Genomic DNA, 13,489 nt, shown 5'->3' with positions numbered 1-13,489 from the left:
CGTTTATCAGGCTTTACTTCTTGCGCGGTACTTTCGGTACCGAGGACTTGGCAGCCGAAGCTTTCGGCGCCGCCTTGGCGGCTGACTTAGGAGCTGGTTCGTCCTTACCGGCGAGAACCTTTTCCTTTTCAGCCTTCTTCGGAGCGGCCTTCCGACGAGGAGAAATCTTCTTCTCCGCCGGAATGTCCTTCTTCGGCTTCACAGGCTGCTCGGCAACTGATTCCAGCGACAGGTCGGTCTTGCCGTCTGCCTTGGTGATCACATCGACGCGCACTGTACCGCCATGCTTGAGCTTTCCGAACAGAACTTCATCGGCCAATGGCTTCTTGATGTGCTCCTGAATAACACGTCCAAGCGGACGGGCACCCATGCGCTCATCATAGCCCTTGTCGGCAAGCCATGCGATTGCGCCTTCGGTCAGTTCGAAGGTGACGCCGCGTTCGGCAAGCTGTGCTTCGAGTTGAAGAACGAACTTCTGCACAACCTGATGAATAACCGGAACCGGCAGCGGACCGAACGGAATGATCGCATCGAGACGGTTGCGGAATTCCGGCGTAAACAGCCGGTTGATCGCTTCCATATCGTCGCCTTCACGCCGCGTGGAGCCGAAACCAATTGCCGCCCTGGCCATATCCGACGCACCGGCATTGGTGGTCATGATCAGGATCACATTGCGGAAATCGATCTTCTTACCGTTATGGTCAGTCAGCGAGCCATGATCCATGACCTGCAAGAGAATGTTGTAGAGGTCCGGATGCGCCTTCTCGATTTCATCAAGCAGCAGCACGCAATGCGGATGCTGGTCGACGCCATCGGTCAGAAGACCGCCCTGGTCGAAACCGACATAGCCGGGAGGCGCGCCGATGAGCCGCGAAACCGTATGGCGCTCCATATATTCCGACATGTCGAAACGCAGAAGCTCCACACCGAGCGAAGCGGCAAGCTGCTTGGCAACTTCCGTCTTACCGACGCCGGTTGGGCCGGAAAACAGATAGGAGCCGATTGGCTTGTCCGGTTCGCGCAGACCCGCACGGGCCAGCTTGATCGAGGCCGACAGCGCTTCGATAGCAAGATCCTGACCATAGACGACACGCTTCAGTTCCGCATCGAGATGCGACAGGACCAGTTCGTCATCCTTCGAGACAGACTTCGGCGGAATGCGGGCCATCGTCGCGATGGTCGCTTCGATTTCCTTCACACCGATGGTCTTCTTGCGCTTGTTCTCCGGCAACAGCATCTGGCTGGCACCGGTTTCGTCGATCACATCGATTGCCTTATCGGGCAGCTTGCGATCCGAAATATAGCGCGCGGACAATTCCACCGCCGACTTGATGGCGTCGACCGTGTATTTGACCTTGTGGAAATCCTCGAAGTAAGGCTTCAGCCCCTTCATGATTTCAATCGCATCCGGGATCGACGGTTCATTGACGTCGATCTTCTGGAAGCGACGTACAAGGGCCCGATCCTTCTCGAAGAACTGGCGATATTCCTTATAAGTCGTCGACCCGATGCAACGGATCGCGCCGGAAGAAAGCGCAGGCTTGAGCAGGTTTGATGCATCCATCGCACCGCCCGAAGTCGCACCGGCTCCGATGACCGTATGAATTTCGTCGATGAACAGAACCGCGCCCGGAAACTCTTCGAGTTCCTTCACGACCTGCTTCAGACGTTCTTCAAAGTCACCGCGATAACGCGTTCCGGCCAGAAGCGTGCCCATGTCGAGCGAGAAAATCGTCGCATCGGCGAGTGCTTCGGGAACCTGTCCTTCCACGATACGCTTTGCGAGACCCTCGGCAATGGCCGTCTTGCCGACGCCGGGATCACCCACATAAAGCGGGTTGTTCTTCGAGCGGCGGCACAGGACCTGAATCGTCCGGCTGATTTCGCTGTCGCGACCGATCAGCGGATCGATACGACCGGCCTTGGCTTTATCATTGAGGTTGACGCAGTAAGCGGACAAGGCGTCCTGCTTCTTCTTCGGTCCCTCTTCCTGCTCCACGCCGGGGCGTTGCTCTTCGCTCGGATTTTCAGCGCCCCGTGGCGAACGGGTTTCGCCGCTCTGAGGACGTTTGGAAATGCCATGCGAAATATAGTTCACGGCGTCGTAACGGGTCATCTGCTGTTCCTGAAGGAAGTAGGCAGCATGGCTTTCCCGTTCCGCAAAGATGGCGACGAGCACATTAGCACCCGTGACTTCTTCGCGATTCGAAGATTGGACGTGAATAACGGCGCGCTGGATTACGCGCTGGAAGGCGGCCGTCGGTTTGGAATCCTCGTCATAGCCGGTGACGAGATTATCGAGTTCGCGGTCGATATAATCGGTAACGACGCGCTTGAGGTGGTCCAGATCGACGTTGCAGGCGCGCATCACTGCGCCCGCATCCTGATCGTCGATCAGGGCAAGCAAAAGATGTTCGAGCGTAGCATATTCGTGATGCCGCTCGTTTGCGATTGTCAGGGCTTGATGCAGTGCCCTTTCAAGGCTGGGAGAGAACGATGGCATATGACCTCACTTTTTCTCCATCACGCATTGCAGCGGATGCTGATTCTGGCGGGCAAAATCCATGACCTGGCTCACTTTGGTCTCGGCGACTTCGTATGTAAATACACCGCATTCACCAACACCGTGATTGTGAACATGCAGCATGATACGCGTGGCATCATCAAGGCTTTTTTGGAAAAAACGCTGCAGGACATGTACGACGAACTCCATGGGGGTGTAGTCGTCGTTTAGAAGCAGGACACGGTAGAGGCTGGGCTTCTTGGTTTTAGGCTGCGTGCGCGTGACCACAACGGTGCCGTTGTCCGGCCCGTTCCCGCCATCGGTCTTGCTTTGCATGATTGTATTGAAATGCCTCATGAAACCTGTACCCAAATGCCCATCTGCCGACCCCGCCCTGCGTCAATATGTAGGTCTTTTCCTGCTGATTTTAAGCCCTTCAGTAGCACTTGCAACCGAGACTTATTACCAGCGACCCCCTTGACACAACTAATATAGGTCAAGGCCCGGATTGCTAACGCTTTCTGCAAAAAACCGCTCCCGCATTTTGTCCGAACGGGTTCCTTTCAGACGCACAACCGTCTTCATAAATGCGTGATCAAAGGTGGGACCGAGACCGGGCGACCAAAAAATTTTCGGATAATTATGAACGACACACTTACCATAAACGGATTAGTAACGCTGATGACATTAGGGTGGATGAATTAGATCGCTGTGTGCCTTTTGTGCCGCAGCATAAAAGTTCCGGCAAGGCCAGCTCATAGGCCAGCATTCAGATAGGTCATCATCGTGCGTTTGGCATTCAGTAAAGTCGCATATGCCCTGAAAAAAGCGGCGCAAGCTACGCTCCTTCTCGCGACCGTGACGGGCTGTTCGACAGCCTCCACCACGATACCGGCTATTGCCGCAAGCGACAGGTATGCTGCAATCGTCGTCGATGCGAACACGGGCAAGACGCTTTTTGCCGCGAATGCCGATGCGCAGCGTTATCCCGCTTCGCTTACCAAGATGATGACGCTTTATATGCTGTTTGAGGCCATGCAGGCCGGGCGCATCAACCGCGATACGCCGATTCCCGTGTCAGCCTATGCCCGCGCGCGTCCACCAACAAAGATCGGCTTCCGCCCCGGCCAGACCATTCGCGCCGAAGATGCGGCGCTCGCCATGGTCACCAAATCCGCCAATGACGCGGCCACCGCAGTCGGCGAATATATCGGCGGCTCTGAAGAGCGCTTTGCCCAGATGATGACCGCCAAGGCGCGTCGTCTCGGCATGCGCAACACCACATTCCGCAACGCATCCGGCCTTCCGAACATGGCGCAGCATTCCACTGCTCGCGACATGGCGATTCTCGGCATCGCGCTTCGTCAGCATTTCCCGCGTGAATTCGGCTATTTCTCGCGTCGCAGCTTCGTTTACCGCGGTCAGACCATCAACGGTCACAACCGCCTGCTCGGTCGCATTGAAGGCGTGGACGGTATCAAGACCGGCTATACCAATGCTTCCGGCTACAACCTCGTTTCGTCGGTCAATCTTGATGGCCGCCGCATCGTCGCCGTTGTCATGGGCGGCAATACCGGTGCAAGCCGTGATGCCCACATGGCGCAGCTGATCAACAAATATCTGCCGCAGGCCAAACGTGGCCGCAGCACCGACGCCCTCATTGCCGCGACGAATGACGTGCCGCAAACCGTTGCCGCCGTCGATCTGCCAAAGGCGAGACATGCGCCTGTCCCAGTTGCACGCGTAGAAACGGTCAATGACACGATCAATAACGAATCCGGTGAAGGCGATGCGGATCAGCCGCAGGTGCTGGCTCTGGCCGCTCCGACCGCCCGTCCGGCAGCTCTTGCCGCACAGGCAGCCGTTCGCCCGACGCCAAAGGCCTCTATCCCATCGGGAACGTTGCAGGCCCAAGCGCAGGCTCAGGCATCGCAGCAGGATGTTGACCCGGTTACGACCGCTTCGGCGCCATCCGCTGGCGGCTGGGCCATCCAGATTGGTTCGCTGCCGAGCGAAGGTCAGGCCCGCGACATGCTTGCCAAGGCTTCCTCGTCTGTCGGTGGCGCGCTGCGCAGTGCATCGCCCTACACGGAAACCTTCAGCAAGGGTAACGCCACCTACTACCGTGCCCGTTTCGTCGGCTTCAATTCGAAGCAGGCCGCTTGGGATGCTTGCGCATCTCTCAAGAAGAAGAGCTTCGGCTGCTATGCCGTCGCTAACTGATCAAGCGCGAGGGGACTTTCGCCCCTCGCAACAGCTTCAAACCCGAATTTTGTAAAGCGTAGAGGGTTTCGAGATGTCCAATATGAAAGACACTTACGTACAACCGCCGCTGAAGACCGTCTGGTCTCATGAAGAAAACCGTGCGCCTGCACTGGGCGGGCTGTTCTCGGTGCAGACACTCAAGCAAGCCGCATTGCGGATTGCCGATGTGCGCCGCGGCACCGGGTTTCAAACCCGCGATCTCGTCGGCCTGCTGGTCAGCCACGCAGCCCGCAACAAACGCCTTTCCCAGCCACGCGCACGGATGCGCATGACGCTGCCTGTCAATTCCAACACGATCACCGTTCGCGTGACGATCGAGAACTGACTAGAACCGAGCTGCACAACAAAAAACCCGCCGATTGGCGGGCTTTTTGTTTTAAAAGACATTCAAATCAGAGAAGTCCAAGCGCGGCCAGTTCCTGACGCAGCTCTGCGGGGAGTGCCGCCCTGCCCGATTTTCCGGCTGCTTCATCACGCGGCACTTCATTGTCGCTCAGATAACGCCAACCCTGAAAGGCGCGGCGCGGTTGCCATTCCGTCGGAACGATCTTCGATTCCAGCACGAAATGGCAGCGGCTGATGCCTGCTTCATCCGTAAAGGGTCGGACATCCAGCAGTCTCTGGCGGCACTGGATATTGCCCTTGATGACCCAATAGAGCGAACCGCCTTCAAGCAGTTCATCAATGCGCTTCGGCACCATCCGCGTCGTGTGGGTCTGTTCGGGCACGAGCCCAGCGCCCCGCTGTTCAGCGAGGCGGAAATCGATCCAGGCTGCGAGATCTTCGATACTATCGCAACCAACACAAAGCTTGACGAGATTGAGAGCCATGGAAGCGGTTTAGCCAAGGGACGCGACCGCTTCAAGCAAGAAGAATCGTGTTCTCCTAAAGTTGAGTACTCAGCAGGCCACCACATTGACGGCAAGACCGCCCTGACTGGTTTCCTTATAGCGCTCGCTCATGTCATGGCCGGTCTGGCGCATGGTTTCGATGCAGGCATCCAGCGGCACAAAATGCTTGCCGTCACCCTTTACTGCCAGCGACGCGGCGGTCACGGCCTTCACGGCGCCCAGCGCATTGCGTTCGATGCAAGGCACCTGAACCAGCCCGGCGACCGGATCGCAGGTCATGCCAAGATGATGCTCCAGCGCGATTTCAGCGGCATTTTCGATCTGTTCAGGCGAACCACCGAGAACAGCGGCAAATCCGGCTGCTGCCATTGCCGATGCCGAACCCACCTCGCCCTGACACCCGACCTCCGCGCCGGAAATTGATGCATTGTGCTTGATGACGCCGCCAATAGCTGCCGATGTCAGCAGAAAATCGCGAATACCCTTCTGGTCGGCATCGTCGTGGAAATGCAGATAATAGCGCAGCACTGCCGGGACCACGCCCGCAGCACCATTGGTCGGCGCCGTCACCACTCTGCCGCCCGAGGCGTTTTCCTCGTTGACCGCCATGGCATAAACCGACAGCCAGTCATTGGCGAGCAGCGGATTGCTGCGATTGTTGCGCCAGTCATCCTGGAGCTTGTCGTGGATATGCCGAGCACGACGACGAACGCCGAGCCCGCCGGGCATAATGCCTTCACGACTCAGGCCGCGCTCGATGCAGCCGCGCATGGCACCCCAGACGCGATCCAGACCTGCGTCGAGTTCATCGCGCGACATATGCACTTCTTCATTTGCGCGCTTCATTTCAGCAATCGACAGCCCGCTATCATGGGCCATGACCAGCATCTCGGCGGCATTGCGGAAAGGATAAGGCACATCAGCCTTGTCATCCTGCTTCGCTCCGCTGCGCTGGACGCGGCTCAGCTCTTCCTCGGTGACGACGAAACCGCCGCCAATGGAAAAGTAAGCACGGCGTAACAGGAGATTGTCATCGCGGTCATAGGCGGAGAATGCCATGCCATTGGCATGACCGGGAAGCGGTGTCTTGCGATCGAGAACAAGATCGACCGCTGGATCGAACTGATAGGCCGGATGGCCTTCCGGCTGCACTTGCTTGCTCGCCAGAACCTTCTCGACTTCCGTATCCATGATATCGGGGTCAATCGTGTCGGGCAGAAAGCCACAAAGGCCAAGAATGACTGCGCGGTCGGTCGCATGACCAACGCCGGTATAGGCCAGCGAACCGTGCAGGCTCGCTTTCAGGCGAACGATCCTGGAATGCGCAGGCCGAGGCCAGTTGCCGTTGATGATCTCATTGAGAAACATCCGGGCGGCCGTCATGGGCCCCATCGTATGGGAACTGGAAGGCCCAATACCAATCTTGAAGAGATCGAAAACCGACAGAAACATTCCACACCTTCTACAGCCCGCCGACATTCGAGGACTGACCAAGCTTTGACCGTAACACTGGCCCTGTCAGGACTGCTGTATGCGCAAACGAATACAGCACGCGTTTCGGTACATTCATATCAGATAGTGTAGGAAAGGAATAACGCAAACCGATTGCCGAAATGCGGCATCAATTTTCCGGAATGCGTAGCTCTGTTTCCGCGCTGCTTACAGATCTTTCGGATCCGCAGCGCCTTATCGATCAGACAGAGAAGAGGTAGGCCATGAGAATGATAGCGGCGAGCCCAATGACTGCCCAGAGCGTAACGCCCCAGCAGGATTTTTGAACGGTTTCGTCCATGGAACTTTTCATAACCCTATTGTGTAACGGTCCGGATAACAGTGGTTTTGATCACGGCACTGTTACCAATCATATAGCTACGTGAAGCGCGAAAAGCAACGGCGAAAAGCGGCTGAAATGAGGCAGCCTGTTCAAACTGCCAGCCCCGCACTTCCAAAATATATTTTCAATCAAAAGCTTACCAAATTTTTTCGTTAACAAAACCTTTATAGTGGCGGCAGAATTGCGGCATCAGGGTTGCGGCAGCAACATATCTGTCTTCCCTGTAAAACGATAAGCGGCCAGCCCCACCCACTCCCGCATCGCCACGCTGAAGCGCGACAGGGCATCATTGGGTGACTCCAGATAGATGGAGAACTTCTCGTTGAGGCGCGTCTTGTAATCGACCGGCCATGCGATCACGTCGAAACCGGCCTTGCGAAAACAGCCGACAGAACGCGGCATGTGATAAGCGGAGGTCACCAGCAACCACTTTTCACCCGGCTTGGGCTGGGCCAGCTCTTTCGAAAACACCGCATTTTCAACTGTGTTGCGCGACTTGTTCTCGTAAATATAGCGATCCCCGAAGAAACTAAGATCATTCAAAAGCGCGCGAGTCGTGTCGGCTTCGCTGCTGGATTCTTCGAAAAATGCGCCCTCGCCGCCAGAAACAATAACCTTTGCATTCGGATAAAGCCGCGCAAGCCGCATGGTCTCGACGATACGGTCGGCGGCGCTGTTCAACTCAAATCCCGGTCGTCCCGCATTGATGTCACCGTTCATGTAACCGCCCAGAACGACAATGCCGTCGACATGCTCTGGCAAAGCAGCTTTGGGGAAACGATCTTCCAGCGGCGCGAGAAACAAAGCGCCGAGCGTCGTGAAAGCGCTGACAAACAAAATGAGCGCAGCCGCTCCCAACGCAGCCAGGCCGGTTTTGCGAAAACCGACCAGAACAGTCACCACGCCAAGCAAAACGAACAAGAAAATGATCGTAAGTGGTTGAAAGAAAAGCCAGAAAAGTTTTGAAAAACTATAGAACACTATGAAGCCCCAAGCGAACCAATCAACACGGGATCGAATCCCGCCTATCGCAATACTATAGAATTGGGCTCAGGCTGTGTTAGAGATTTGCGAGGAATCGGAGCCGGAAAGCACCATGCAGAACACTGCCGAAGCAGAAACCACACCTGCCAGCCCTCGCGCCTCGCTGGGGCGTCTCGGACGCATCGATATAGCGCGCGGCATCGCGCTGATCGCCATGGCGATCTATCATTTTGGCTGGGATCTGGAGTTTTTCGGCTATATGGCCCCGGCAACCACCGCACAAGGTGGCTGGAAACTGTTTGCGCGCTGCATTGCCTCCAGCTTCCTGTTTCTTGTCGGTTTCAGCCTCGTTCTGGCCCACGGTCGCGGCATACGCTGGCGTTCGATGGGCATACGCCTGGCGCAGATCGTGGTCGCCGCGGCGGCTATTACCGGCGTCACCTATCTGATGTCGCCGGAGAGCTTCATCTTTTTCGGCATTCTTCACCAGATCGCATTGGCAAGCGTTCTCGGCCTGCTTTTCCTGCGTCTGCCGTGGATTGTGACACTGATCGCGGCGGCCTTGGTCATCGCAGCGCCCTATTTTGCCCGCGCCGATATCTTCAATCATCCCGCACTGGCTTTTGTCGGACTTTCGACTGTCACAGTGCGCTCCAACGACTATGTGCCGCTGTTTCCGTGGTTTGGCGCTGTGCTGGTGGGGATCGCGGCGGCGCGTATTGCAGAGCGCTACAATTTGCTGGCGTTGCTTGCCGGAGGTATCAAGCCCGTTTTCCTGCAAAAGCCGCTCACCTTTATCGGCAGGCACAGCCTTGCATTCTACCTCATTCACCAGCCGGTGCTCATTTCACTGGTTTACGTGTTTGTGCAGATTGCGCCGCCTGCCCGACCAGCGCCCAGAGAAGCCTTCACGCAGTCCTGCGTGGCAGCCTGTTCGCAAACAGGCAGCGAAGCACTTTGCAAGGAATTCTGCGGCTGCGTTGTAAGTGAACTCGACAAGGCGCAATTGTTCGACGATGTGTTTACCGGCAAGGCCGATCAGCAGAACAACAGCACGGTGCGGGAAATCGCGAATATGTGTTCACCGGTTCCCGATACGCAACCAGAATAAGCGGCGTCAGTGTCTGAATCCAAAAGCGGCAGGCCGTGGCGAAAATGGTGATTTCGAGAACCGGAGCGCAGCGTACTTTTGGGTATGTGAGCACCGGGAGCGCAGAAATTGCCATTTGCAGACCGGCATGGCGACTTTTGGATCAGACACGTCAGGTGCTGACGCCGAGTTCCGCTAGCCGCTCGATGCAAGCTTCTTCGATCTGATCCAGTTCGCCGACCGTCTCGTCGATATCGCGGCGCTTCTGGCGCAGGTCGTCGCGCTTTTCTTCAACGCGCTTCATCAAAAGCTTGAGCTGGCCCGTTTCGCCGGGCGGCTCGCGATACATCTGGATGATCTCGTGAATCTCGGCGATGGAGAAACCCAGACGCTTGCCACGCAAAATCTGCTTGAGAAGGTGGCGGTCCGACGGGCGGAACAAGCGGGTACGGCCACGCCGAACAGGCGCAATCAGTCCTTCGTCCTCATAAAAACGCAGGGTGCGGGTCGATATCCCGAATTCCCGCGTCAGCTCCGTAATCGTATAATATTCGCGCACCACAGCAATCACGCCTCAACCTTAAGTGATTGAATGTTGTGCAACTGCATTTACGTAAAAGTCAACATCAATCCGTCACATACTAAAATATTGGCATTCTTTTAGGAGCCGCAAACTTGGGCTTATAAAAGACGGAAATCAGTGAGAACACGCGAAAATTGACAGAAAAGGCGCATTAAAACAGCAATATAGCGCTGTATCGGTTGGGCGATCTTGCCATGATATTGCCGATTATGCGTTATAGCGACATCACGAAACAAGTATGACGGCAATTTATGCGGCGCTCGGTAAAATACACATTAATCGGACTCATCGTCATCGCAATCGGCGGTGCGGTTCCATTTGCGGTCGAGCCGATCGTCGTCAAGATCGGCGAAGGGTCGATTCGCCAACTCGCGCAGGATGGCAAATTCTGCAAAACAGACACGTGCGACGACGGCATCCAATATGTGACGGGCTTTCTGGAAACCAATTATGGCCTCTCGCCGCACGATGTTAAATGGTGTATGGGCGTCGATGTCATCGCGCATTACGAATTGCCGTTCGGCAACGGTCTCAAAAAATCCGTTACAGACCGTATGTATGCCCGATGCGGAGATCCCAAGCAGGACGAACCTGATGAGGGAGATCACAGCGAAGAATAGAGCCGGATAGAGGACATAGTTTCATGAAGCGTCTGTTGCGCATTGTTGCCTGGCTTGTCCTCGTCTTCATCCTCATTGTCACGGTCGGCCCAATCAACTTGCGCCCGATCAGTGGTGAGCCCGCGAATGTGGAGCGGTTCGGAGCATTCTTTGTCGTGGGTGCACTTTTTTCCCTCGCCTACCCCCGTCATTGGCTATCGGTCCTGTTACTGACCGTTGGCTGCGCAGGCGCATTCGAGCTTTTGCAGCGTCTGGCGCCCGGGCGTCACGGGGAAATTGCGGATTTTCTGTTCAAGGCTGCCGGCGCCGTCTGCGGAACGACTGTAGGCTATTTTCTAAGCCTGCTTATCCCATCCCGCAAATCGTAATCGATCAGGCAACCGACATCAGGCTCAGCCGGTCGCGCGCGGTCTGGCGCATGAATTCCTGATGGATTGAACGCAGCAACGCGAACAGATCGTCATTTGCTGCCAATTGTCTGCTTTTACCAGCGGTTTCAAGCATCAGGGCGGAGACTTCCACTGGGCCAAACTTGCTGCGTCCGCTGGCAACAGCGCGCCACGCCTCTATGGCTGCGATCAGCGCGGCGTGGGTCGCATCACCCAGCCCGGCTGAACGCAACAGCGCAACCAGCGCCGCAGGGCGTCCATGCGAAATGATCGAGCAGATACGGTCTTCATCCAAATCAGACAGCGATGCCATCAGAGCCGCGAACAGGTCGATACGACCGCCCGCGACAACGCGAATGATGAAAGTGGTCGTCACCTCGCCGCGCAGACGCAGATGCTCCACCACGGCAGGTAACTCCTGTTGCGAGCAGGCTTCGGCAATGTCGATGGAGGCACGCATGGCGGCATCGCCAACCAGCTTCGCAGCGCGGCGCTCGCCCAGAAGACGATTGACCAGCGGCATTTCTTTCAAGGCATCGCCAACCTTCACCACCAGCAAGTGACGGCAATCGGCGGGCAGTTGCGGATGCGCCAGTAGCGCCTCACGCACATGGGGTTCATGTCCGCAACGCTCTGCGATCCGACGAAACGACAGCGGCACAATCCGCGCGCAACCGTTGCGAAGCAGTTCGGCAACCGATTCGAATGTGCCGACTTCGGCAATGGCAGCGGCAAGTGCGATGGAAACATGCGGGCGGGCAGCGACCAGCAACTGGATCAGCGGCGCACCGAAGGAAACACGGTCGATAAGGTCCGCCTCGCTCAAAAGCGGCGAGCGGGCGATTATATAGCCCGCCACTTCCGGCTGATCGGCAGCGAGCGCCGTAACGATGTGCAACGGGGAATGCGCACTGGTGGACAGAACATCGGCCATGGCGATACGCACTTTGGGCGACGGGTCATCCAGCATCAGCGTCAGGCTTGCTTCGGCAAAAGCGCGTGATTGCGGCGGTTCCTGCTGGTCAATGCAGCATTGCGCAAGCGCTGCGGCTTTGACGATACGTGCTGAAACCGGCTCGCTTCGGCTGATAGGCGCACCATTCTCGATATACATTCTGGCCCCGCTCCAGACAGTTCATGTATTCGAAATTGGTAAATTAAAATGGTTTATGATCCGTTTACCATAAGCCCCCCACAGCTCTGAAATGGAATGGAACCGAACGGCCTTCCGCACGTTTTCCTTGCATCAATCAACGGAGACGACAAATGGCCGAAGACAAGACCACCAACGATGTCCAGCAGGCTTTGGAAAAGCAGATCGCCGATATGCGCGGTGAGTTGAAACGTCTTTCCCGTACGCTTGCCTCCCAATCCGGAGAATTCCGGGAGCGTGCGGAAGACGCAATGGATGACGTATCGGGTCGGCTGCGGCACACGGCGCAGGCTGTTCGTGACCGCGGACAAGTTGTGGCGGAAACGATACGTGAGAACCCCGGAACGGCGACCACGCTGTTCGGGACAGCCGGCATTCTCGGCATTCTGATCGGCGTGGCCATCGGATGTGCGATTTCGGATCGCCGCTGAGTATATTCTGAGACGTTTGGAACGGTTTTCGGAATATGCGTTAAAGCAAGCCGATTGAAGCCGGTTTAAGGAAGGCCCGCGCCGCCCCCTCGCGCGGGCCTTCTTGTATCTATTTCCCTTTACGCCTGCTCGGCTGGCTGGTAGTGCAGCCGCATCGGCAATCTTGCCACCGGTCGCAGCCTACCCGGTCAAAACAAGGACAAGAGCCAAGCAGCAATGCTTGAGCTGCGCGCATAAGCGCGAAACTGGCTGCGCCGTAACCTGACGAAAGGCGCTTAAATGTCAGAAAATACAATATATTCCGGCCTTACCCAGCTGGGTTCGACCACCGGCGTACCAACCTCGCCCGAAGAAGCAGTTCTCGAGAAAGTCGCCAATTCGCAGCATGGCACGCGCTATTGCGTGCGCTTTACCGCGCCGGAATTCACCTCGCTCTGCCCCATGACCGGCCAACCGGATTTCGCCCATCTGATGATCGACTATGTGCCGGACCGCTGGCTGGTGGAAAGCAAATCGCTCAAGCTCTTCCTGTTTTCATTCCGCAATCACGGTGCTTTCCATGAAGATTGCACTGTGACCATCGGCAAGCGTCTGGTCGATCTGCTACAACCGGAATGGCTGCGCATCGGCGGATACTGGTATCCGCGCGGCGGTATCCCGATTGACGTGTTTTACCAGACCGGCGCAGCACCGCAGGATGTGTGGATCCCGGAACAGAATGTGCCAAATTATCGAGGAAGGGGATAATGGAGGCCTCGCCCTGGGTTTGAACCAAGGACAGGGGAG

At 56.6% G+C, this 13,489-nt stretch carries 14 protein-coding genes; 7 read left to right on the top strand and 7 right to left on the bottom strand.

Features of this window, described 5'->3' with window-relative positions:
• Window positions 1-13 precede the first annotated feature (13 nt).
• Together clpA and clpS are read right to left on the bottom strand one after the other, a co-directional pair.
• The gene (gene clpA, locus FHW03_RS17805; protein ID WP_182521827.1) at window positions 14-2,503 is read right to left on the bottom strand and encodes an ATP-dependent Clp protease ATP-binding subunit ClpA; all 2,490 of its coding nucleotides are present in this window, start codon (window positions 2,501-2,503) and stop codon (window positions 14-16) included.
• Window positions 2,504-2,509: 6 nt separating this feature from the next.
• Window positions 2,510-2,860, bottom strand: coding sequence for an ATP-dependent Clp protease adapter ClpS (clpS, locus tag FHW03_RS17800; protein ID WP_078340823.1), 351 nt, complete (start codon window positions 2,858-2,860; stop codon window positions 2,510-2,512).
• Between the two features lie 429 nt (window positions 2,861-3,289).
• On the opposite strand from clpS, the gene FHW03_RS17795 reads away from it, so the two are divergent.
• Both FHW03_RS17795 and FHW03_RS17790 read left to right on the top strand, forming a co-directional pair.
• Window positions 3,290-4,726 (top strand): D-alanyl-D-alanine carboxypeptidase, encoded by a 1,437-nt coding sequence (locus FHW03_RS17795; RefSeq protein ID WP_182521826.1) that lies wholly within the window; start codon window positions 3,290-3,292, stop codon window positions 4,724-4,726.
• 73 nt (window positions 4,727-4,799) lie between these two features.
• Window positions 4,800-5,093, top strand: a complete 294-nt coding sequence (locus tag FHW03_RS17790) for a hypothetical protein (protein WP_078340821.1) — start codon at window positions 4,800-4,802, stop codon at window positions 5,091-5,093.
• A gap of 67 nt (window positions 5,094-5,160) precedes the next feature.
• Here the strand turns inward: FHW03_RS17790 and FHW03_RS17785 are convergent, their stop codons facing one another.
• The 3 genes from FHW03_RS17785 to FHW03_RS17775 form a co-directional block, all read right to left on the bottom strand.
• Window positions 5,161-5,598 carry a DUF1489 family protein gene (locus FHW03_RS17785; RefSeq protein ID WP_182521825.1) on the bottom strand — a complete coding sequence of 146 codons (438 nt, stop codon included), beginning with the start codon at window positions 5,596-5,598 and terminating at the stop codon, window positions 5,161-5,163.
• A 69-nt stretch (window positions 5,599-5,667) separates the two neighbouring features.
• Window positions 5,668-7,071: an L-serine ammonia-lyase gene (locus FHW03_RS17780; RefSeq protein WP_182521824.1), complete on the bottom strand. Its 1,404-nt coding sequence runs from the start codon at window positions 7,069-7,071 to the stop codon at window positions 5,668-5,670.
• Window positions 7,072-7,642: 571 nt separating this feature from the next.
• Window positions 7,643-8,434 (bottom strand): YdcF family protein, encoded by a 792-nt coding sequence (locus FHW03_RS17775; protein WP_182521823.1) that lies wholly within the window; start codon window positions 8,432-8,434, stop codon window positions 7,643-7,645.
• A gap of 115 nt (window positions 8,435-8,549) precedes the next feature.
• Here FHW03_RS17775 and FHW03_RS17770 point away from each other — a divergent pair, with 115 nt between their 5' ends.
• Complete coding sequence (locus tag FHW03_RS17770; protein WP_182521822.1) at window positions 8,550-9,548, top strand: DUF1624 domain-containing protein; 999 nt, start codon at window positions 8,550-8,552, stop codon at window positions 9,546-9,548.
• Window positions 9,549-9,699: 151 nt separating this feature from the next.
• Here the strand turns inward: FHW03_RS17770 and FHW03_RS17765 are convergent, their stop codons facing one another.
• Window positions 9,700-10,086 carry a MerR family DNA-binding transcriptional regulator gene (locus tag FHW03_RS17765; protein ID WP_078340841.1) on the bottom strand — a complete coding sequence of 129 codons (387 nt, stop codon included), beginning with the start codon at window positions 10,084-10,086 and terminating at the stop codon, window positions 9,700-9,702.
• 275 nt (window positions 10,087-10,361) lie between these two features.
• On the opposite strand from FHW03_RS17765, the gene FHW03_RS17760 reads away from it, so the two are divergent.
• On the top strand, window positions 10,362-10,730 hold the full coding sequence (locus FHW03_RS17760; RefSeq protein ID WP_182521821.1) for a hypothetical protein: 369 nt from the start codon (window positions 10,362-10,364) through the stop codon (window positions 10,728-10,730).
• 23 nt (window positions 10,731-10,753) lie between these two features.
• Entirely contained in the window at window positions 10,754-11,098 is a 345-nt protein-coding gene (locus FHW03_RS17755; RefSeq protein WP_182521820.1) for a VanZ family protein, read from the top strand.
• A 4-nt stretch (window positions 11,099-11,102) separates the two neighbouring features.
• Here the strand turns inward: FHW03_RS17755 and FHW03_RS17750 are convergent, their stop codons facing one another.
• A complete protein-coding gene (locus FHW03_RS17750; RefSeq protein ID WP_182521819.1) occupies window positions 11,103-12,233 on the bottom strand; it encodes a DUF2336 domain-containing protein in 1,131 nt (376 codons plus the stop codon).
• Between the two features lie 152 nt (window positions 12,234-12,385).
• Here FHW03_RS17750 and FHW03_RS17745 point away from each other — a divergent pair, with 152 nt between their 5' ends.
• Together FHW03_RS17745 and queF are read left to right on the top strand one after the other, a co-directional pair.
• Complete coding sequence (locus tag FHW03_RS17745; protein WP_182521818.1) at window positions 12,386-12,703, top strand: YqjD family protein; 318 nt, start codon at window positions 12,386-12,388, stop codon at window positions 12,701-12,703.
• Window positions 12,704-12,982: 279 nt separating this feature from the next.
• Window positions 12,983-13,450, top strand: coding sequence for a preQ(1) synthase (gene queF / locus FHW03_RS17740; RefSeq protein ID WP_182521817.1), 468 nt, complete (start codon window positions 12,983-12,985; stop codon window positions 13,448-13,450).
• Window positions 13,451-13,489: the final 39 nt, after the last annotated feature.

This window comes from Ochrobactrum sp. RH2CCR150 (genome assembly GCA_014138095.1).
Classification (GTDB): domain Bacteria; phylum Pseudomonadota; class Alphaproteobacteria; order Rhizobiales; family Rhizobiaceae; genus Brucella; species Brucella gambitense.
This window is presented reverse-complemented; position numbering and strand designations above follow the sequence as displayed.

Coding starts and splice junctions, on each gene's coding strand:
- clpA (WP_182521827.1), bottom strand. CDS start 2,503: ATGCCATCGTTCTCTCCCAGCCTTGAAAGGGCACTGCATCAAGCCCTG.
- clpS (WP_078340823.1), bottom strand. CDS start 2,860: ATGAGGCATTTCAATACAATCATGCAAAGCAAGACCGATGGCGGGAAC.
- FHW03_RS17790 (WP_078340821.1), top strand. CDS start 4,800: ATGTCCAATATGAAAGACACTTACGTACAACCGCCGCTGAAGACCGTC.
- FHW03_RS17785 (WP_182521825.1), bottom strand. CDS start 5,598: ATGGCTCTCAATCTCGTCAAGCTTTGTGTTGGTTGCGATAGTATCGAA.
- FHW03_RS17780 (WP_182521824.1), bottom strand. CDS start 7,071: ATGTTTCTGTCGGTTTTCGATCTCTTCAAGATTGGTATTGGGCCTTCC.
- FHW03_RS17770 (WP_182521822.1), top strand. CDS start 8,550: ATGCAGAACACTGCCGAAGCAGAAACCACACCTGCCAGCCCTCGCGCC.
- FHW03_RS17760 (WP_182521821.1), top strand. CDS start 10,362: ATGCGGCGCTCGGTAAAATACACATTAATCGGACTCATCGTCATCGCA.
- FHW03_RS17755 (WP_182521820.1), top strand. CDS start 10,754: ATGAAGCGTCTGTTGCGCATTGTTGCCTGGCTTGTCCTCGTCTTCATC.
- FHW03_RS17750 (WP_182521819.1), bottom strand. CDS start 12,233: ATGTATATCGAGAATGGTGCGCCTATCAGCCGAAGCGAGCCGGTTTCA.
- FHW03_RS17745 (WP_182521818.1), top strand. CDS start 12,386: ATGGCCGAAGACAAGACCACCAACGATGTCCAGCAGGCTTTGGAAAAG.
- queF (WP_182521817.1), top strand. CDS start 12,983: ATGTCAGAAAATACAATATATTCCGGCCTTACCCAGCTGGGTTCGACC.